This is a genomic window from Limibacter armeniacum (assembly GCF_036880985.1).
GTDB lineage: Bacteria > Bacteroidota > Bacteroidia > Cytophagales > Flammeovirgaceae > Limibacter > Limibacter armeniacum.
The window spans coordinates 1,919,088-1,939,309 of sequence record NZ_JBAJNO010000009.1 but is presented as its reverse complement, the minus strand read 5'-3'; the positions used below and the strand labels follow the sequence as shown (position 1 = coordinate 1,939,309).

The 20,222-nt window shown below is 38.8% G+C and carries 14 protein-coding genes and 6 tRNA genes; 17 read left to right on the top strand and 3 right to left on the bottom strand.

Annotated elements, in window-relative coordinates; all coding sequences use genetic code 11:
* Positions 1-45: 45 nt before the first annotated feature.
* A complete protein-coding gene (locus V6R21_RS25975; protein WP_334246437.1) occupies positions 46-711 on the bottom strand; it encodes a ParA family protein in 666 nt (221 codons plus the stop codon).
* A 257-nt stretch (positions 712-968) separates the two neighbouring features.
* On the opposite strand from V6R21_RS25975, the gene trmB reads away from it, so the two are divergent.
* The 6 genes from trmB to V6R21_RS25945 all read left to right on the top strand — a co-directional run bounded on the left by trmB (position 969) and on the right by V6R21_RS25945 (position 10,725).
* The gene (gene trmB, locus V6R21_RS25970) at positions 969-1,625 is read left to right on the top strand and encodes a tRNA (guanosine(46)-N7)-methyltransferase TrmB (protein ID WP_334246436.1); all 657 of its coding nucleotides are present in this window, start codon (positions 969-971) and stop codon (positions 1,623-1,625) included.
* A gap of 71 nt (positions 1,626-1,696) precedes the next feature.
* Positions 1,697-2,377, top strand: a complete 681-nt coding sequence (locus tag V6R21_RS25965; RefSeq protein WP_334246435.1) for a WbqC family protein — start codon at positions 1,697-1,699, stop codon at positions 2,375-2,377.
* Between the two features lie 107 nt (positions 2,378-2,484).
* Positions 2,485-5,022, top strand: coding sequence for an ATP-dependent Clp protease ATP-binding subunit (locus V6R21_RS25960; protein ID WP_334246434.1), 2,538 nt, complete (start codon positions 2,485-2,487; stop codon positions 5,020-5,022).
* A gap of 309 nt (positions 5,023-5,331) precedes the next feature.
* On the top strand, positions 5,332-8,397 hold the full coding sequence (locus tag V6R21_RS25955) for a tetratricopeptide repeat protein (protein WP_334246433.1): 3,066 nt from the start codon (positions 5,332-5,334) through the stop codon (positions 8,395-8,397).
* Positions 8,398-8,422: 25 nt separating this feature from the next.
* Positions 8,423-8,983, top strand: a complete 561-nt coding sequence (locus V6R21_RS25950) for a cob(I)yrinic acid a,c-diamide adenosyltransferase (protein ID WP_334246432.1) — start codon at positions 8,423-8,425, stop codon at positions 8,981-8,983.
* Positions 8,984-9,246: 263 nt separating this feature from the next.
* Entirely contained in the window at positions 9,247-10,725 is a 1,479-nt protein-coding gene (locus V6R21_RS25945) for a TolC family protein (protein ID WP_334246431.1), read from the top strand.
* Positions 10,726-10,803: 78 nt separating this feature from the next.
* On the opposite strand, the gene V6R21_RS25940 is transcribed toward V6R21_RS25945, so the two are convergent.
* Positions 10,804-11,850: a glycoside hydrolase family 73 protein gene (locus tag V6R21_RS25940; RefSeq protein WP_334246430.1), complete on the bottom strand. Its 1,047-nt coding sequence runs from the start codon at positions 11,848-11,850 to the stop codon at positions 10,804-10,806.
* A gap of 197 nt (positions 11,851-12,047) precedes the next feature.
* Between V6R21_RS25940 and V6R21_RS25935 the strand changes: the two genes are divergently transcribed.
* The 4 genes from V6R21_RS25935 (at position 12,048) to V6R21_RS25920 (ending at position 14,381) form a co-directional block, all read left to right on the top strand.
* Complete coding sequence (locus tag V6R21_RS25935; RefSeq protein ID WP_334246429.1) at positions 12,048-12,827, top strand: XRE family transcriptional regulator; 780 nt, start codon at positions 12,048-12,050, stop codon at positions 12,825-12,827.
* Between the two features lie 104 nt (positions 12,828-12,931).
* Entirely contained in the window at positions 12,932-13,138 is a 207-nt protein-coding gene (locus V6R21_RS25930; RefSeq protein WP_334246428.1) for a hypothetical protein, read from the top strand.
* A 242-nt stretch (positions 13,139-13,380) separates the two neighbouring features.
* Positions 13,381-13,851, top strand: coding sequence for a hypothetical protein (locus V6R21_RS25925; protein WP_334246427.1), 471 nt, complete (start codon positions 13,381-13,383; stop codon positions 13,849-13,851).
* A gap of 2 nt (positions 13,852-13,853) precedes the next feature.
* Positions 13,854-14,381 (top strand): GNAT family N-acetyltransferase, encoded by a 528-nt coding sequence (locus V6R21_RS25920; RefSeq protein WP_334246426.1) that lies wholly within the window; start codon positions 13,854-13,856, stop codon positions 14,379-14,381.
* Positions 14,382-14,469: 88 nt separating this feature from the next.
* On the opposite strand, the gene V6R21_RS25915 is transcribed toward V6R21_RS25920, so the two are convergent.
* Positions 14,470-15,447 (bottom strand): vWA domain-containing protein, encoded by a 978-nt coding sequence (locus V6R21_RS25915; protein ID WP_334246425.1) that lies wholly within the window; start codon positions 15,445-15,447, stop codon positions 14,470-14,472.
* A gap of 232 nt (positions 15,448-15,679) precedes the next feature.
* Here V6R21_RS25915 and V6R21_RS25910 point away from each other — a divergent pair.
* The 7 genes from V6R21_RS25910 (at position 15,680) to V6R21_RS25880 (ending at position 19,971) form a co-directional block, all read left to right on the top strand.
* Positions 15,680-15,763, top strand: a tRNA-Ser gene (locus V6R21_RS25910).
* Between the two features lie 22 nt (positions 15,764-15,785).
* Positions 15,786-15,860 (top strand) — tRNA-Pro (locus tag V6R21_RS25905).
* Positions 15,861-15,920: 60 nt separating this feature from the next.
* Positions 15,921-15,994: transfer RNA gene (locus tag V6R21_RS25900), tRNA-Arg, on the top strand.
* Between the two features lie 108 nt (positions 15,995-16,102).
* Positions 16,103-16,186, top strand: a tRNA-Ser gene (locus tag V6R21_RS25895).
* Positions 16,187-16,216: 30 nt separating this feature from the next.
* A tRNA-Pro gene (locus V6R21_RS25890) sits at positions 16,217-16,291 on the top strand.
* A 57-nt stretch (positions 16,292-16,348) separates the two neighbouring features.
* Positions 16,349-16,422, top strand: a tRNA-Arg gene (locus tag V6R21_RS25885).
* Positions 16,423-16,695: 273 nt separating this feature from the next.
* The gene (locus V6R21_RS25880) at positions 16,696-19,971 is read left to right on the top strand and encodes a WG repeat-containing protein (RefSeq protein ID WP_334246424.1); all 3,276 of its coding nucleotides are present in this window, start codon (positions 16,696-16,698) and stop codon (positions 19,969-19,971) included.
* Positions 19,972-20,222: the final 251 nt, after the last annotated feature.

The following is a 20,222-nucleotide window of genomic DNA, read 5'->3' as shown; positions in this document are numbered from 1 at the left end:
CAAAATCTTATTTGAGAGGGCTTTCTTTATTAGAGCTAACGAATATTAGAGAACACATTTAGTGAGGAATTCATCAAAGTATTTATTGAATTCATCATCCCTCAATTTAGGGTCTGTAATATCATATACTGTTGAAATGCCTCTTTTGTAGCGGACAAGGTTGGAAATAGGAGAGTAGAAAAACTGCATATCTCCAATGCCTGCCATTTCCTTGAGTCTCATATGTTCGACCGTTTGGTCTTTCTTATTGACTACACCAAAGACTTGGAAGCTGTATCCTTGCTCTTCTTTGAGCTGCTTGATTCTAGGAAGTGTTTTAAGGAAACTTACCGTTGCTTTTATATCCAATACACTGGCAACAATAGGTACTACCACAATATCAGATACCAGAATACTGAAGTAGATTTCTTTTCCTTCGATACGTCCTGGAACGTCCAAGAAAATAACATCATACTTTTTTTCAGCCAAAGCCAAAGTCTTGTCAAAGTTCACCTCTGGTTTGGGCTGCTTCCAGTTGAAGGCAATCACGTCATAAGAGTCTTTATTGTCTTTTTCATGATTGTAGATGTCCTTAACGGATTTCTGAGGGTCACAATCAATGACCAGCACTTTCTTATCTGTGCGGTTATGCAATGCTGATGCCGTTAGCATAAGCAAAGTGCTTTTGCCTACACCACCTTTTTGTGTTGCGAATGAAATTACCTTAGCCATTTGTTAGTAGATCTTTTACAGTAACTCTAAAGGAGTTTACTGTCCCTGAATACTTCTTTGAATAACAGAAGTATAGCGTTATGATGCTAAGAAAAAAGCTGTTTCCGAGCAATGATTACCGATTAAAAAATTAATAATTCTTAAGGTCTCGGTTCCTAGCATAGAATAATACGCCGTAACTTATTCCGAAAATCAAATATACGCAAGCTTTCATTCATTTTTTGTAATTTTGCACCCTTATTCCAATCAATAGTATTATGGCAAGACAAAAACTGAGAAAGTTTGCCGAAAACAAAGAAAGAGCAAACGTAATACAGGCTGAAAAGCCGTTCTATGATAATTGCAAAGGCAAGTGGAGAAGTGAATATTTCAAAAACGACAATCCAATAGTTTTGGAATTGGCATGTGGAAGAGGAGAGTATACTACTGGTCTAGCAAAAGAGTATCCTAATAAAAACTTTATTGGTATTGACATGAAAGGCGACAGACTCTGGTTTGGTAGCAATGTGGCTATCGAGAATGAGTTGGATAATGTGGCTTTTCTAAGATGTCAGATTCAACACCTTGAAGAGTTTTTTGCTAAACATGAGATTGACGAAATCTGGATTATACACCCTGATCCACGTCCTAAAAATAAAGATGCTAAACGCAGGTTGACACACCCAAGATTCTTGAAAATATACAAGAAACTACTGAAAGAGAATGGGTTGATGAGACTTAAGACAGATAGCAGGTCGCTTTTTGAGTATAGCGTGGAAACTGTGGTACATGAAAAACTCAATCTGGAAGCGATTACTTTTGATTTGTATGAGTCAGACTTGAAAGTAGAACATCATGGTATTTCTACCCGTTATGAACGAAAGTTTACACAAGAAGGTCATAAGATTCATTATATGAGGTTCCGTTTCCAATAATTTGTGAAGCAAGTAGCTTAAGTGGGATTAATTGCTATATTACTCAAAAGAACTGAACTACAATTCACCTGATGGGGCAACAAGTAGAGAGACAGAAAAGGATAGTCATTGAGTCGCAGTACTTTCCGTGTGTAGAATATTTCACGATTCTAGAAAAGGCTGATGAAGTGTTTATTGAGCGTCAGGAACATTTTCAAAAACAGAGTTACAGGAATCGTAGTTATATACTTACTGCGAACAAAATTGATCGTTTGACGGTGCCAGTTTTGGGGGCAAATAAAGGATTGCCAATTGGCGCAATGGAGATTGACTATAAGCATAAGTGGCAGCATCGTCACTGGAAAGCAATAGAGTCTGCTTATGCGAGGGCACCTTTCTTTGAATTTTACCAAGATTACTTCAAAGAGATCATCTTTACCGATTTTCAATACCTGATTGACTTGAATAAAGAAATATTAGGACTTTGTAGTAAACTATTAGGACTAAAATCACGTATCTATTACACGGAGGAGTATATTGAAAATTATCAAGAAACCGGGATAGATCTCAGATCAGAGATACATCCCAAAAAAGCCACAGGTCTGACACAATTACAGGAGTATGTGCAGGTGTTTGGGGATAATTTTGAACCGAACTTGAGTATTTTGGACTTACTCTTTTGCGAAGGACCCAACGCCATCCGTTTATTGAGAAATCAAGACAGTGTTTTGTTGCACAAGGATTGGGGAATTGCAGGGCATATTTCAACTTAATCGTTTTGTAATATAGAAATGTATTGCTTTATTTTATGAAGTATGCTCAAGTATTTTGAATAATAACTATCAAGAAATAAAGACATAAAACATATAAACCCACAGCCATGGAAGCTAAATTCTCAAATAGGGTTAAAGAGGTCATATCTCTCAGTAGAGAAGAGGCATTGCGGTTAGGACATGACTACATTGGAACGGAGCATCTCTTGTTGGGTATGATCCGTGAGGGTGAGGGTATTGCCGTTACTTTACTCAAGAAGCTTGGGGTAGATTTGAACAATTTACGACAGTCTATCGAGCAGGCAACTAGAGGTACTGCCAGCCACAATGTGAAAAACCTTGCAAATATACCTTTAACCCGTCAGTCAGAAAAAACGCTGAAGATTACATATCTAGAAGCGAAAATATTTAAAGCCAGCTTAATTGGAACAGAACATTTACTGTTATCTATATTAAGAGATGATGATAATTTGGCAACTCAGATACTCCATAAATTCGATGTGAATTATGATGTAGTAAAAGAGTTGTTGGAATATCATACTGAAAATCCAATCAGTTCTTCAAGTGCTGATGACGAAGGTGATGAACCAACTAGGAGCTTCTCAGGTGGAGGCGGAGGTTCAAGAGGTGAATCCTCTAGGTCTTCGACAGAAAAGTCCAAAACACCAGTCTTGGATAACTTTGGTCGTGACCTTACCAAGTATGCAGAAGATGGTAAGCTAGACCCAATTGTAGGTCGTGAAAATGAAATTGAGCGCGTAGCACAAATTCTAAGCCGTCGTAAGAAAAACAACCCGATTCTAATAGGTGAACCAGGTGTTGGTAAAACTGCGATAGCAGAAGGTTTGGCGCTAAGAATTGTTCAGAAGAAAGTTTCACGTGTGCTTTTCGGTAAACGTGTCGTTACGCTTGATCTTGCTTCATTGGTGGCAGGTACAAAGTACCGTGGTCAGTTTGAAGAAAGAATGAAGGCTGTGATGAACGAGCTGGAAAAAGCACCGGAAGTAATTCTGTTCATTGATGAGATCCATACAATTGTAGGAGCAGGTGGTGCTTCAGGTTCACTTGATGCCTCCAATATGTTTAAGCCTGCATTAGCAAGAGGTGATATTCAATGTATTGGTGCTACAACACTTGACGAATACCGTCAGTACATTGAGAAAGATGGCGCTTTGGCAAGACGTTTCCAAATGGTAATGGTAGATGCTACTACACCAGAGGAGACAATCGAGATCTTGTCAAATATCAAGAACAAGTATGAAGAGCACCATAGAGTAAGTTACTCAGATGAGGCGATTGATGCTTGTGTGAAACTGTCAGACAGATATATTAGTGATAGGTTCTTGCCAGATAAAGCAATTGATGTACTGGATGAGGCAGGTGCACGTGTGCACATCAATAACATCCATGTACCAGAAGATATTGTAAAACTGGAAGAGCAGATTGAAGATATCAAGACACAGAAAAATAAGGTAGTTAAAAGCCAGAAATATGAGGAGGCTGCAAGGCTGCGTGATACAGAGAAAAAACTGATTGATCAGCTGGACCAAGCCAAAACACGATGGGAAAAAGAAAGCAATGAAAAAGTCTATCCTGTAAGTGAGGAAGATGTTGCTGCTGTAATCGCAATGATGACAGGTATTCCGGTAAATCGTGTAGCTCAGAACGAAGGCCAGAAACTGCTAGGAATGTCAAATGAATTGCAGGCTAAGGTTATTGGACAGGACGATGCGATTGTGAAGCTAACTAAAGCTATTCAACGTACACGTGTTGGTCTGAAAGACCCTAAGAAGCCAATTGGTTCATTTATATTCCTAGGTCCTACAGGTGTTGGTAAAACAGAGTTGGCTAAAGTGTTAGCAACTTACTTGTTCGACAAAGAAGATGCCTTGGTGAGAATTGACATGAGTGAATACATGGAGAAATTCTCGGTATCTAGACTTGTTGGAGCGCCTCCAGGTTATGTAGGTTATGAAGAAGGTGGACAGCTGACTGAAAAGATTCGTCGTAAACCGTACAGCGTTGTGCTTTTGGATGAGATCGAAAAAGCTCACCCAGATGTATTTAACCTGTTACTTCAAGTGTTGGATGACGGTATCCTGACAGATGGTTTAGGTCGAAGAGTTGACTTCCGAAACACGATTATAATCATGACCTCAAATATTGGGGTGAAAGACTTGAAAGATTTTGGTGCAGGTATTGGTTTCAATACTCAAGCAAAATCCAACAGTCAGGATGAGATCATGAAAAGCACAATCCAAAGTGCTTTGAAGAAGGCATTCTCTCCAGAATTCCTAAACAGGTTGGATGATGTGATTGTATTTAATTCTTTGGAAAGACAACACATTCACAAAATCATCGATATCTCGTTGGGTAAACTGTTTGGAAGAGTTCAATCACTTGGTTACAAGATTGAGTTGACTACAGCAGCAAAAGACTTCTTGGCAGAGAAAGGGTACGATCCTCAATATGGGGCAAGACCTCTTAATAGAGCCATTCAGAAGTTTTTGGAAGACCCGATTGCCGAAGAGTTGCTCAAAGGAGAGATCAATGAAGGTGATATCATCCTTGCAGACCATGATGGTAAAGGAGATGAGCTTTCGGTCTCTGTAAAGAGTGGAACACCTCAGAAAGCAGAGGAATAAAACAGATAAGTTGATTTAATTGAAATATGAAAGGAGCCTCATATAGGCTCCTTTTTTTATGCCCGTTTTGTATTTTTGACAATACAGTAGTGAAAAACCGTTATGAGTAATGAGACATACTGATCTATTTAGGCAGTAGCAATAATCAAGTTTTAGAGGTTGTGAAGATAGATGTGCTGGTAATCAAATGCTTTTATGATTTCGTGAAATAAAACGATAAGGCACATTTTGTGCTTTGAGCTTTATATCTTTGTAGCTGTGATGTGTCTCATCTAATACACTAAAAACCTTAACATTAATCTATAGGCAATGAATAATTTTTTCTTCTGGAAAGACTGGAAACTAGGCTATAAATTACCTTACCTATTAGGACTGGCTATATTGATAGGAGGGGTTGCATTTTTTGGAACCTTTTACTTTTTAGGTGAAAAGCTGGTGTTTCCTTGGGGAAAGGATGGGGAATTGGAACTCTTGAAGACTTTTCTATATGGATTTAACTTTAACTTCTTTGAGTTTTCATCGACAGCAGATTCATACTTGCTGCTTGAGTCTTTCAAAGTAAGAGAACTACAGATTAGTAGTCTGGCATATAAGCTTTATGGTGGGTTATTGGTAGTTGGTTTGGCTTTTTACCTAAGTAGTATTTCTGATTTAAAACGGATATGGTATATAGTAAGTGCAGGTCTTTTTTGTTTACTGGTAGCTAGTATGCATTTAGAGGAACTTGGACTGTTAGTAGGAATACATCCTAAGGCATTTATGTTTTTGGTTCTGGTTGTGTTTTTACTGTTGACTTTTTATTTCCATAGTTTCAATCAGTATGCAAGTTATAGTGTAAGGTTAGTAGCTTATTTAATAGTTGAGGTAGGTTTTATTTGGTTTGCTGCGACCAATACAGGGAATCCACATCCACTGGAATCTGTACTCAGTTATGGTATTGCAATTCCTGTTATATTGACTGCCATTTTTATCTTGATCGATGCCTTGACGATTCCATTAGGTATTCTGTATTTGGTAACTGATAAAAATGACGGGACTTCGGGAAATACCTTCAATCACTTTTATGGGTTGATGGGGATATATGTATTCAATTTACTTTATGCCTATGCCCATCATTTTTACTTTTTAGATTTAGGATTATACTTCCTTCACCCTCTGTTGATATTTCCAATAAGTACAGTTATTGGAATATGGATGATCAAAAAGCAAGAGCCATTATATCAAAAAGTTCTTCCTTACCTTCCTGCAGGAGCCTATTTGTATGTTGGGTTAGCCATTATTGCTTTTGCTAATATTGGGTTTGCTTTCGCAACAGCAAATGAACCTTTGATCAGAGCTTTAACAGGAACTTTAAGTGCTATTTATTTGGGCTTCGCAATGGCCTTTATGGTATATGTTGGGAGCAATTTTTATGTATTGCTTAAGCAAAATATGCCAGTATATAAGGTGGTGTTCAACGCTCCAAAAGTAGACTTTCTAATTGCATGGACAGTCGGAATCTTCCTTGTTGCGGTTTTGGTAGGAATTAAGAGGTTTCCACAATACAGACAGGTTGTATCAGCTTATTATATCATGTTAGGAGATATGGAAGCCGTTAATAACGAAAAGCTGTTGGCTTCACAGTACTATCGAATAGCAGGAACTTACAGGCCTAACCATCGTGCAGATTACTCAATGGCATCTTTGGCATTAAGTGAAAATAATAATGCCGCTGCAAGTGTCTATTTGAAAGACGCAACTCGTAGACTGGCAATTCCACAAACTTATGTCCAGTTAGCAGACTTGTACACAAAAGATGAGAAACCATTTGATGCCATATTTACTTTAAAGGAAGGATTGGAAAAATACCCAAATGAGAGTCACTTGATGAACAATCTTGCTTTGCTATATAGTAAAACCAACATGCCAGATAGTGCTTTGGTATATATGGAAAAAGGAATGGTGGCAAATGAGAATGCCCCATTGATGGAAAGTAATTTGTTTGCTTTGACAGCTCAAATTGACCCTGACAATGAGATGGTGAATCAGTACCTAGCAAAAGGAGGCGCTAAAGACGAGTATGTGGCTGCTGCTGCAAATAGAATGGCTTATATGAATAAGCAGCAAATCCGTTCTGTCTTGTCATTGAATACTGAATTGTTGAAAGACTCAGTATTGGGTACTCCAGAGCTTTGTTACTTGTATAACTATATGTTGAATAAAGGAGGAGAAACAGATTCTACGACTATTCAGATCTCAAAAGAGTTTGAAAATATAGGAGTGAATAATAGTTTCTTAAGGTATTTGAGGTTTGCAAGGTCATATGTGAGTATATCAGAAGGCAATGTAGAAGAAGCTTATAATTTGCTTAGATGGGTAGCAAAAGATGCAGGACAATATAGTTCATATTACCCTTATCAGTTAGGGTTGTTAATGCTGAAAGTGGGAGAGTATGGTCAGGCTGCTGAGCATTTCAAGAATGCCTTTTATTTAGGTAATCGGGAAGCTGCCTTACCAATGGCATTAGCAATGGCTGAATTAGAAGATAAATCCAAAGCATTTACCGCATTGGATAATGTAGCAAGGCTACAGATATCAGGAACAGCAGAGACAGCTAATGAGATCATCAACATTCTGAATGACAAATCAACAGATAGTCAAAATTACCTTAGCTCAAGTGTGAGTGACATTACAAAGTATCGTTACTTGCACTATAAGGGTGATAAGATGTCTGATGAGGCATTTGGGGCAATACTTAGCTCGATTGGAGAGGCTGATATTCGCGCCTCATTGGCTATTGAAAGGTCAAAAAGTTTATTGCGAGAAGGGAAATGGCAAGAAGCCGAAGGTTGGCAGCCTTCAGATATGTCAAAATACTCGTTGGAAATGCAGCAACGTTTTCAGCTTTGTCAATTTCATATATCATATTTGAAAGGTGAAGTAGACCAGCGTTTTTATCAGGATGTAACGGCTTTTGATTACCCAGACTTTGCCAAAGGCTGGAAGTCGTTTTACCAGGCTGTTTACTATGATAAAAACAAGGATTTAGAGAATGCTAAAGCTTATTATAAGGAAGCATTGAAAGGGTTATTGTTTGAGGATGAGGTACAATTGGCTTATTTCACCTTCTGTAAAGAAAACCATTTGAGTGAAGAGGTGTATAATTCTATTTACAGTGCTTACTTGTACAATCCGTCTTCATTGAAAATTGCAAAGGCTTACATGTTCTATTGCCTTGAGATCGGTAGAGACAACTATGCAGCTGAGGCATTGCTTGAAATTTCAGAATACTTGACCCCTGAGCAATATCAAAAGCTAGAATTGGAGTATAAAGCCAAGAAGGAACTGGAAGCAAAAAGGGCATTGCAGTGGGGGGAAGAGGATTTAGTCCAATAGTAATTAACAAACAGACCATAAACACATGAAAATATACACAAAGACTGGTGATAAAGGACAGACTTCCCTGTTTGGAGGTAAAAGAGTTTCTAAGGCACACCTACGAATTGAAGCATATGGAACAGTAGATGAGTTGTTGTCATATATAGGCTTGGTAAGGGATCAGGAAGTAAACAAATCTAGGAAAGAAGACCTGAAAGAAATACAGGATAGGTTGTTCACACTAGGGGCTGCATTGGCGGCAGACCCTGATAAGCCAAAACTGAAAAAACCAGATCTGTTTGAAAGTGATGTTGAGTGGTTGGAGTCAGAAATGGATAAAATGAATGAGGAGTTGCCAGCATTGACACATTTTGTATTACCTGGAGGACATCAGTCAGTTTCATTCTGTCATTTGGCGAGAGTTGTATGCCGTAGAGCAGAAAGGTTGACCATTCGCTTGATGGAAGATGGAGAAGAAGTCGATGAGCTGATTACCAAATACCTAAACAGGTTATCTGATTACCTTTTTGTACTATCAAGGAAAATGGCAAAAGAAATCGATGCAGAGGAAGTACCTTGGATACCAAGGACTGTATCCAAGTAAGGAGATAAATTGATAAATATACCAAAAGGGACACTTCAATTGAGTGTCCCTTTTTTTGATGATGAAATTGGGTGAATTTGATTTAAGTGTTTGATTATCTAAAGTTATATTTTGTTTAATTCAATTATTAACAAACATTATGTAATGTGTATTATATATGATGTTTCTTTTGTCTATTCTATCCTTCTATTTGTGATTTATTTAATAAAGCTAAAAGCTTTCGACTAGCACTATGTGTAATATCTTATAACTTCAATTAAAAAATGCGTCTCAACTACTACCAAGTATTATTAAGTACAAGCCTATTAACAGTATTATTTTTAGTTCCTTTTTGTAAAGTCAATGCACAACAGCAGTTTTCACTGGATCAGATTATAAGGTTAGCAAGAGATAATTCCCTGTCTGCCCAGCAAGCTGAGAATAAAAAAGAGAACCGCTATGGAAGTTACCTGAAGTATAAATCCAACTTTTACCCGCAGCTTTCATTGGAGGGAGCATTACCGGATTTTAGTAGAGCTATTGATCCTGTGACACAGCCTGACGGTACACAGAAGTTTATTCCGAGGAGTTTTGCCAACTCCTATTTGGGCTTGAAATTAAAACAAACTATATCCGCAACCGGTGGCGAAATCTATTTGGAGTCTCAAATCACAAGAATAGATAACTTGGCTGAAGAAGAAGGAGGAAGTACAACCTCTTACTCTGGTAATCCATTGGTTTTAGGGTTTTACCAACCAATTTTTACACATAACTGGTTGAAATGGAGTAAAAAGATTGAGCCGATTAGGTATCAGGAAGCAGAAAAGAAATATGATGAGGAGCTGGAATGGATTGCTTGGAAAGCAACCGACTTGTATTTCAACCTGATGATTGAGCAAATTAACTATCGTATAGCCCAAAAGAACCTAAAAAGCAGTACTAACATTCTTGAAAAAAGCGAAGAGAATACGAATGTTTCTGAAAGTGAAAAGCTTCAGATGGAGCTAAGTATCATGAAGGCGCAAAGTGATGTAGCTTCTGCTGAGTTGAGAGCAGATAATGCCATGTTGAGATTGAAGACATTTATAGGCTTGTCTGAATCAGATAAAAGTTTTGATCTGGAAATACCCAAAGAAATTCCGGAGTTTAAGATAGATGATAAAATTGCGGTAAAGTATGCCAAGAAAAACCGTCAGCGTTATTTGAGTTTTAAGAGAAGAAAACTGGAAGCAGAACGTGATGTGGCAAGAGCAAAAGCAGAAAGTAACCTTGACTTATACTTGACAGGTAGCTTTGGTCTTACCCAACAGGCAGATAATTTGCCGGGAGTATATGAGAACCCGCAAAACCAACAGCGTGTACGATTGGGGTTTGTTATTCCAGTTGCTGACTTTGGTAGGAGGAAAGCAAATTTGCAAACAGCCATTGCTAACCAAAAGTTGGTGGAGAGTAGTGTAGCGCAAGACGAGATAAACTTTGAGCAAGAAATCGTGGTGTTGACCAAGCAGTTTCCCATTCTTGTCAATAAGGTAAAAACAACCAATAAGGCTAATGAAATTGCTGAAAAGCGTTTTAACCTTTCTCATAAGCAATATATGAGACAAAAGATATCAGCGACAGACTATAACCTGGCGCTTCAGGAAAAAGACAAGTCAACAAGGGAATACTTGAAAGCTCTAAAAGATTATTGGTTGGCTTATTATGACCTCCGTATGAAAACACTCTACGACTTTGAGGGTAATATGAGTATGATAGGGATGTAGGTGATTCTGCATGAAAGAAAAAAAGCCGGCAGAAACTGCCGGCATTTAAATCGTTGAATTCAGTTGCATTCAGAGGAATTAATAATCAAGCAAATCAAGATTATATCGTTTAATGATTTTTTTCAGCAGCTCGCCGTATATAGGCGATGTTGCATAGCCTACCCCACCGTATTTGGTAGATCCAATTTTTTCAGCCCAAGCCTTGTAGTCACGACCATTGGTGAACAAAGGAGAGTAACGTTTACTTTGGTTCAGGAAAATAGAGTGTGACCTGAAAGACTCCCATGGAGTTTTGTAACTTGCAAAGCTGTCCTTGACAAGGCACTTATAGAGCTTGCGTCCACCCTTTAGAACCTCAGAGCTGGATACCACTTTGTGTTGGTTATACTGAAGTTCCCTGTGGGTGTAATATTCTGTAGTGTAAATTGGGGTTGTCTGTTTATCTTTGTCCTTGATTCCAAAGAAATTGTTATTGATTACACGATTACCGTAGCCTGTCTCAAGAGCAGCTTGCGCTAGTGTAATAGAGGCCGGAACATGGTATTTGGTCTGTTCCATCAAGGCAGTTTCAATTTTTCTTAAAGGATATTCTGCGGCAAAAAACTGATAGACATGCTTGGGGATACTCGGGTCAATCATCATTTCTTTGATAAACAACTCACTGACCTCACGGTTAAGGTCTAAGAGCTTTTCATCAGAAAGCTGATCGGTTCTGCTAACCTTTGACTCAATCAAGAACCTTGAGAGTATAAGTTGCTTTTGGACAGTGAATTTTTCTCGAGAATCTTTAGCAGTAGCAAGACTAGTGGACTTGAGATCTTCAAATTCGTCAAGGATAAGTCCTAAGACATCGTTGGTATCACTATTGGGAGCTTTGTGACTTACTTCAGCAAAGCTTGTAGCAGCTGAAGCCTGCAAAGTTGGAACGTTATTCTGGTAACCGGGAACAAATTGGGCAATCAGGTAGATAATAGCCGCTCCAACTATTGCAAGGGTAACTTTGTTGCTAATTACAAAGTAGTAGATGTTGCCGCGTGCACCTAGGTAGAAGCTGCCTTGATCGTAGCCACATCTGACCATATCTCCTTTGTAGCGCATTGGTAGGGTGAGGTGTACAGTTCTCATGTTTATGTAAAGTTTTTGAGCCAAGTTTCAGTTTTTATTTGGAAGCGAATTCAACAAGAAACCAGCTTCCACAGAGTATCAATTTTATTGCTTTTATCAGAAGGAAATGAGTCAATCCCTTTGTCATTTCCTTCTTATGTTGATACAAATAAAAGCAGTTTGAATTTAATTGTCAATATTATTAGCAAATAAATGTTATGTTTTTTAACAAAAATAGCAAACACCTGCGTGTGCTGCACGGAATGACACAAAAGGAGCTAGCAGAGAGAATAGGTGTTTCACGCAAAAATATCAGTGCTTACGAGCAAGGAAGTGAGGCTCGGTATGATACTTTAATTAAAATCGCTAATTATTTTAACATTGCGATTGATGATTTAATGAACAAGGATCTGGCAGCCGAAGCCATCGAGAAATCTGCAACCAAAAAGGAAGTGGAGGAAGCTTTGAAAGGGGCAAAGATGCGCGTGTTAAGTATCACGGTAGATCAGGACAATAAAGAAAATGTTGAACTTGTACCGCAAAAAGCGGCTGCAGGATATACAGCAGGTTTTTCTGATCCTGAATACCTGAAAGAGTTGCCAAAGTATCAGTTGCCGTTTCTATCAGACTCAAAGACCTATAGGGCATTTGAAATAACAGGAGACTCTATGTTGCCATTACAGTCAGGAAGTGTCGTGGTAGGAGAGCTCATGATGGATTGGAGCAACATTAAGGATGGAACTGTCTGTGTGTTGGTAACTGATGAGGGGATTGTCTTGAAAAAAGTATATAGTCAGGCAAAGGATAAAGGCATTTTCCTTCTGAAATCAACCAATCCATTGTATCCACATTACGAAGTGCCTATCAATGAGGTACATGAGATTTGGAAGTATGCAGCCCATGTTGGAAGAGAGTTTCCTGAGCCTGAGCAACAAGATGGTTTAAGAGAAACCATTGAGCAGCTAAAGGATGATCTTTACAAGATTAGGCTGAAATAAAAACGAAGCCTAATATATATTACAAGGCTAGGTGCTAGACAATTTGACAGAAAGATAAGTTGGTACCTAGCCTTTTTCTATTAAAAAATTAATCAACCAAATAAATGGGAATAGCAATCAACACCATTCGTGTAGGTCTGAAGTATGTACTGACCAACTATGGAGAGACACATAAGTTCCAAGTGATAGAAGCTTTGGAAGAGGGTAACTTCAAGGTGAAAGATATGGAAACGCTAGAAATCTATGAATTGGAAGATCTAATCCGATATGGTGAAGGAAAGGATTTTGAAATTTTAGAGATTGAAGAGTGAACTTCTGGAAGGGAGTTTTTTTAGTGGTTAGTTAAGATTGATATTTTATCTGGAGGTATTTAGTGTGTTCTGGGAAAATTAAATTTCATCGATGAAATTTAAGAAGGTTGATGTGTGTATTGAAATGTGTTGATTTTCAGGTGGAAATGATTTGTGTATTATACAATGATGTAATGTATGAATAGGGATTTAGCTTTGATGGTGATGTATTTAGATTCAAGAGAGAAACCAAAAAGTATTTTTTGAAAAGCGGTTTTAAACTTAAAAGCGAATTGGAAAATGAGCTTGTTTTTGAAAGAGGGAGTACTTTATTGAATATGGTTACCTTCAATCCGCTTAAATGGAAATCCCTGATTTCAATAAGTATACAAGATAATATGATATCAGCTAATTTTGATGTTTCAACTATAGGACAGAGTCTGACAGCAAAAGAAGAGAAGTTGTGGGATACTTTTGTTGAAAATTATCAACAAGCCATGCAATTGGGAGTGGGTAAAATCGCTGATAATAGAAAAGAACTAAGAAAGACTAAATTAAAAAGCTTCCATTACATATTGTGGGCTATTATTGGTGCTGTTCTTTTTGGAATTCCTACGGGAATCATAGGGGCTTTGTTTGAAATTGATAGTTTAGTAGGTGTAGGTACTTCAGTGGGTGCGATGAGTTTTCTTATGTACAAAATAGAAATGGATAAAAAATCTGAAGATCAATAATAATGAACCAACATAAATATATTATCCGAGAAGCAGAGCCTCAAGAGTTTGAAAAAGTAGGAAAACTAATGGTGAAGGCATATTCCCAACTTGAGGGTTTTCCAAAGCAGGACGAACAACCTGAATACTATAAGAAGCTGGCGGCAGTGGGAGCTTGGACTGAAAAACCTAAAGTGAAGCTTTTGGTTGCTGTTTCTTCAGATGGAGCGATTTATGGAGGTGTTGTTTACTTTGGGGATATGCAGTTTTATGGTTCTGGGGGTACGGCTACACAGGAGACCAATGCGGCAGGCTTTCGGTTGTTGGCAGTTGACTCATCAGTTAGAGGGAAAGGAATTGGAAAAGTATTGACGCTGGCGTGTATACAGATGGCTAAGGACGAAGAACAGCAACAACTTATACTTCATTCTACTGAAGCTATGAAAGTGGCTTGGGGGATGTATGAAGGACTTGGTTTTAAAAGGTCAGAAGACTTGGATTTTATGCAAGGAGAGCTTCCAGTATTTGGTTTTAGACTACCTCTGAACTAATCGTTTTGTATAAAAAGAATTGCATTGAAAAATGGCTCAAGAGACGTATACTCTTGAGCCATTTGTATATTGAATTAAAACTGAGTAGTTAGTTCAGTTTAACTACTTTGACAGTGAATAATACATCAATAATCATCAATAGGATAGCCAATGCCAAGAAGTAATAATACTTGTTGTTTACAGCATCCACTTTTTTGGAGCCTCTCATTTCACCCTCAATGTTGTTGATCGCAGAGATCATTCTGTTGATATCATTGCGTTGATCACTGATTTCAAAGTATTTTCCATCAGTCATATCTGCTAGCTTCTGAAGAGATTGCTCATTCAATTGGGTAAGGACATCATTGCCATTTTTGTCACGCTTAAATCTGTAGCCGTGAGGAATCTTGCCACCTGATTCTGTTCCGACCCCTAAAGTAAATAGTTTTATGTTTTCACTTTTAATCTTGCTTAGTGCTGCATCGGTAGTTTCCCCAAAATCTTCTCCATCACTGATCAGGACAATGATTTTAGCTTGTGCCTTTGTTGGAGGTAAGCCTTCTTCTGCATCATTAAGTTTTTCTAGTGCCATCTCTAATGGAGGTGCGAAATCAGTACCTGCACTTGAGATTAAGCCGGTACTCATGGTCTCAATAAACATATTGAGCGCATTGCCATCATAGGTCAATGGACATTGCAAAAAGGCATCATTGGTAAAAACAATCAGTCCGATTCGGTCTGAGCTGAAAGACTGAATCAGGTTTTTCATCTCGAATTTCACTTTGGAAAGGCGGGATGGCTGAATGTCAGTAGCATCCATAGACTTTGACAAGTCTACACACAAGTAAATATCTTTTCCAACGGATTTTACTTCACGCTTCATTTCCCCAAAAGAAGGGCCTAACAGTGCAAAAATGAGTAGTGCAAAGTAGGTTGTACGAAGCAGGAGCTTATAAGCAACTGCATTGCCTTTACCTTTCATGGCTTTGTTTACAAACTGTACACGCATCAGGTAGCCTAGGTACAGTACTCCAAACAGGACAATCAATGTAACTTCCAGTATTCCAAAATCTCTGCCGAACGTCATCGCTTACATTTATTGATTAGTTGATTTTTGTCTATTGTGTATTTCCAAATTTATAGAATCATGTTAAGAGTCAAAATAGTATAAAAAAAAGTAAAAAAATTTCTCTTTGATTATCAGTCATGTGAATAGATTATGGCTATTTATTTAACATTTTTTTGTGAGGCGATTTGGAATAAAGAGAAAGGGGCTGCTATATTTGCATCGCAATAACGGGAACAGCAGGTTCTCGTTTGGAGAGTTGGCAGAGTGGTAATGCAGCAGCCTGCTAAGCTGTGCACGGTTTTTCGTGTCGTGGGTTCGATCCCCACACTCTCCGCAATGTTTCTTGAATATAAGTTCGGGGCGTAGCGCAGCCCGGTTAGCGCACCTGCTTTGGGAGCAGGGGGTCGCAGGTTCGAATCCTGCCGCCCCGACGAATTTATGTTTTGAAGTGTATTTCGAGTATACTTCTAAATCTTAGATCTAAGAAACTTGGTCCGGTAGCTCAACTGGATAGAGCTTCTGCCTTCTAAGCAGAAGGTTCCAGGTTCGAGTCCTGGCCGGATCACACAGTTAAAACCACTGAATCGTCAGTGGTTTTCGTTTCTTTATGAAACTTATCAAATGTATTAGTTTGGTTATTATAAAATACTACTAACTTTGCATCTGCAAAGAAGGAGAGTTGGCAGAGTGGTAATGCAGCAGCCTGCTAAGCTGTGCACGGTTTTTCGTGTCGTGGGTTCGATCCCCACACTCTCCGCAGGTAATTTTTATAATACCCAAAATTGTTCGGGGCGTAGCGCAGCCCGGTTAGCGCACCTGCTTTGGGAGCAGGGGGTCGCAGGTTCGAATCCTGCCGCCCCGACAACAACATTGGTCATTTATCCTGACTAAATTTATTAAGATATTGCTTAGGCAAAAGGGTCCGGTAGCTCAACTGGATAGAGCTTCTGCCTTCTAAGCAGAAGGTTCCAGGTTCGAGTCCTGGCCGGATCACAAACCACCAACAGAAATGTTGGTGGTTTTTTTTATGCCTCTTGTAGACCTCTCTAACACCGTAAACCCTATTTTGAAGCGCTGATTTATCTGCTAACGATTGGTATCTAGACTTTGAATGATTATCAATAGCACTATTTTTGTTTTATCGGCAGATAAAGTCATAAAATTGTGTAGCAAATGCCAATTTCAGATGATTTGCTGCTATTACAAGATTCCTATCCGTAGGAAGGAGAGATCTCTCTTATGAGATTGATAAAACTTACTGAACATATGCTGAAGAACTGTTTTAAGCTTTTATTTCTATTGTTTGGTGCATCAGCTACATATGCACAGGATGCGTTTCCGGTTATTAAAGAGGGTAAGTGGGGAGCTATTAATGCCAAGGGAGAAATGGTTATTGCTCCTAATTACAGCTTTCTGGAAGACTTTACGGCCAATAACCTAGCTGTTGCAGAAAAAGATGGAAAAGTAGGGCTAATTGATGCTTCCAATAAGGAAATTCTGCCGTTTGAATACCAAAAAATCACACTGATTGATGATAGCCATGCTGTGGTATGGAAAAATTTCCTGTGTGGTATGGTTAACCTCAAAGGGATGGTAGTTATGCCTATCTCTTATGAGGGAATCAAGCCATTTACAGACCAGACTTATGTTTTTCTCCAAAACAGAAAGTTTGGTTTGGCAGATGAGCAGGGAAATGAACTTGTACCTGCCCAATACACGATATTAAATCCGTTTGAGGAAGACAAGCAACAGGTGACAGTATTTGGAACAGAGGGGAGCCTAGGGTTACTTAATCGTGAAGGGAAAGTAGTGGTGGAGCCTGCCTTTGAAAAGATCGAACTGGATAAGAATACAGCAGTAGGTCGTAAGGGCTATACAGTAAGCTATTTTGTTTTCGGAGACAATGCTGAGTTATTGGATCATCAGGATTTCGGAAATGAAAAAATGTTTACCCGCTATAAAGAGGAGTTAATTAAAAAGGCAAGAGCTGCACAATGGAAAGATGATCCAGACCCAACCAAACCAAGATGGCAGTTTGTTGATGGACATTATGAGTTGACTGATGCTGCAGGAAGAAACTTGCTGGGAAAAGAGTTCTACTATAGAAATGAAGACAAGGAAACAGGGTTGTCCTTGGCAAGAACATCAGGAGAAGAGAATTACTCTGACCTTTATTATTTACTGGACCTGAAGAATACAAAGGTTTTATATACTAGTCCATTCAAGGATATCGTGTTGGCTGACTACAGGGACAGCGAATGGGCAAGGGCAACGGTAGATACACTTTATGATGCCCTGATATCAAAGAATGGGACAGTAAAAAGAAAGCTTAGCTACAAAGAACAGGCTTTTACAATTAATGATGCAGGTAGCTTCAATAATGGGCTTGCTTATGTGAAAAGTGGAAGTCGCTACGGCTTTATTAATAACAAAGGAGAAGTTGTCGTACCATTTATATATGAAGTGGCAAGCAACTATGAAAATGGTTATGCGATCGTTCGTAAGGAAGGAAAGTTCGGAGCAGTTGATGTAAAGGGTAAGCCAGTTATCCCATTTGTGTATGATGGAATTTCACCATTTCAGGAAGGGCTTTTCAGAGTGAAGAAAGGAGCTGGAACTTCGGGTAAGTGGGGTGCAGTTAATCTGGAAAACCAACCTGTTATCCCTTTTGAGTTTGAGTTGATAGGAGACTTTACAGAGGGTAAGGCTAATGTGAAAAAAGCAGGTCGTTGGGGCAGAATGACAAGCAAAGGCAAGATGGTTATTCCACCTTCAATACCTGTTGATTTTATGAGCAACTTCCGTAATGGCATTGCAGAACTTAGAGATGGAGTGTATACAGAAAAGCAAGGGGAACATAACGTAATACTTTACCGCAAATATGGTTACATCAAGGAAAGCGGAGAAGTGCTTTTAAAACCTGAGTACTCTAGAATTTTAGGGTTTGATGAAATATGGGAAGCTAAGGAAGGTATAGCCATGCTTTACAAGGGGGATAAGGTAGGTTATGTGAATTACCTTGGTGAAGTAGTACTTCCAGCCATGTACAATAGCATTAAGAACTATGAGCAGGTTTGGAAGCTGCACAAAGGCATAGCTCAGGCACAGAAAGACGGTAAAGTCGGGTATGTTGACTATAACGGTACGGAGGTTTTACCAATTGAATATGACTTTATATCTGATGAGTTTGAACAAGTTTGGGCAGACAGTATCGGGTTTGCAATGGCTCGAAAGGAAGGTAAGTTTGGATATATTGATTATACAGGCGATCCAGTTATTCCATTTGGGTATGATGAAATTAGTGAGATTAAGAATGGAATAGCCCTAGTAAGACAGGGTAACCTTTGGGGAGCTGTAGATTTGGAGAACAGGAAAGTGTTGGAGGTGAAGTATGACTTTGTATCCTTTTTGGAAGGTTCTGATGATAAGCTGCTGAAGGTATGGAAAATGATCCCATCTGTTTACAGTGTTAATGAAAGAGGGATGCTTTTACCTAAAAAGCAGATAAGCGACCCAAGACGTCCATACAAAAAGAATGAGAAATTCGATTACGATACACCATTTGATATAAATGGACTTGCGGTAGTTTATAAGCCAGGAGATAAGGATGAAAAAGCCATTATCAACGGTGAAGGTAAATTGATCACTAAGCTTAAGTACAAGCGCATTGGTGAATTCAGTGAAGGTGTGGCTTATGCTCAGGTACAGGATAAATCTGTGGATAAAAGGTTGTATGGCTTTATCAGTACAGAAGGTAATGAGGTAATTGCGCCGGCTTTCAATAAGGCTGAAAACTTCAGTGATGGTTTGGCAGCTGTGATGAGGAAAGGTAGATGGGGATATATCAACGAATCTGGAGGTTGGGTTATTCAGCCGCAGTTCGAAGAGGCTTTGCCTTTCCATGATGGTTATGCGGTGGTCAATGGCAATACCATTATTGATGAGGAAGGAAATATCATGGGTAGGTACAAAGGGAATGGACATATTGATGGTTTGTTTGTTTCTGATAGGGCAAAAGTTCGAGTGACAGGTGGTGCATTCCATATTCTTCCAAATGGCGTACCCGCTTACCATGAGCGTTATGATGAGGTGACTGACTTTGTTGGCGATGTGGCTTTTGTGAAAAGAGGTGAGGTTTGGGCATTGATTCGTACTTATAATGGCATTCCGAAGAAGGTGCAAATGGATAAGCGAACAATGGAAGTTTATATCCAAAAATTTGGTAAAGACCGTAAGATCAAGACTCCTTATGGAGATGTAATCAAGGATGAAGGTTTTGAGAAGATTGCAGATGGAGCTTGGAAGATGATTTATAAAGACGGAAGCTATGTAAGTGATGCTGTATTTGATTCTGTTACGAAATCGCCAACAGGCTTTGAGGTGAAGTTGTCCAGACTGAGTGGCGTGGCTACAAGTGAGGGAGAAGTAATCATTGAGCCAAAAAGTGCGGTAATCAAGGCGAGCAGTCCGGAGATCATTAAAGTAGAACAAGCAGGTAAGATTATTTACTTCAATACTAATGGTAAAGTAATCTATGAATAGGTGCTAAACAAAACGCCTGACTGCCAAAGGCGGTCAGGCGTAAAATATATAATGTAAATACTTTTTGCAGAAATATGCCATCAAATGTATTTGACTGTTTCAGTGTCTTTTACAGAACCGCATTACCAATGCTGCAATACCTGAAAATGGCATGCTTATCTGCATGTTGGCGGCAAATAAATAAAAAAAATAGCATTGAAAAACTTTTGTGACAGAAAGTTGGATAGTTATTTAAAATAAGGAAGAATCTT

Coding starts and splice junctions, on each gene's coding strand:
- V6R21_RS25975 (WP_334246437.1), bottom strand. CDS start 711: ATGGCTAAGGTAATTTCATTCGCAACACAAAAAGGTGGTGTAGGCAAA.
- trmB (WP_334246436.1), top strand. CDS start 969: ATGGCAAGACAAAAACTGAGAAAGTTTGCCGAAAACAAAGAAAGAGCA.
- V6R21_RS25965 (WP_334246435.1), top strand. CDS start 1,697: ATGGGGCAACAAGTAGAGAGACAGAAAAGGATAGTCATTGAGTCGCAG.
- V6R21_RS25960 (WP_334246434.1), top strand. CDS start 2,485: ATGGAAGCTAAATTCTCAAATAGGGTTAAAGAGGTCATATCTCTCAGT.
- V6R21_RS25955 (WP_334246433.1), top strand. CDS start 5,332: ATGAATAATTTTTTCTTCTGGAAAGACTGGAAACTAGGCTATAAATTA.
- V6R21_RS25950 (WP_334246432.1), top strand. CDS start 8,423: ATGAAAATATACACAAAGACTGGTGATAAAGGACAGACTTCCCTGTTT.
- V6R21_RS25945 (WP_334246431.1), top strand. CDS start 9,247: ATGCGTCTCAACTACTACCAAGTATTATTAAGTACAAGCCTATTAACA.
- V6R21_RS25940 (WP_334246430.1), bottom strand. CDS start 11,850: ATGAGAACTGTACACCTCACCCTACCAATGCGCTACAAAGGAGATATG.
- V6R21_RS25935 (WP_334246429.1), top strand. CDS start 12,048: ATGTTTTTTAACAAAAATAGCAAACACCTGCGTGTGCTGCACGGAATG.
- V6R21_RS25930 (WP_334246428.1), top strand. CDS start 12,932: ATGGGAATAGCAATCAACACCATTCGTGTAGGTCTGAAGTATGTACTG.
- V6R21_RS25920 (WP_334246426.1), top strand. CDS start 13,854: ATGAACCAACATAAATATATTATCCGAGAAGCAGAGCCTCAAGAGTTT.
- V6R21_RS25915 (WP_334246425.1), bottom strand. CDS start 15,447: ATGACGTTCGGCAGAGATTTTGGAATACTGGAAGTTACATTGATTGTC.
- V6R21_RS25880 (WP_334246424.1), top strand. CDS start 16,696: ATGCTGAAGAACTGTTTTAAGCTTTTATTTCTATTGTTTGGTGCATCA.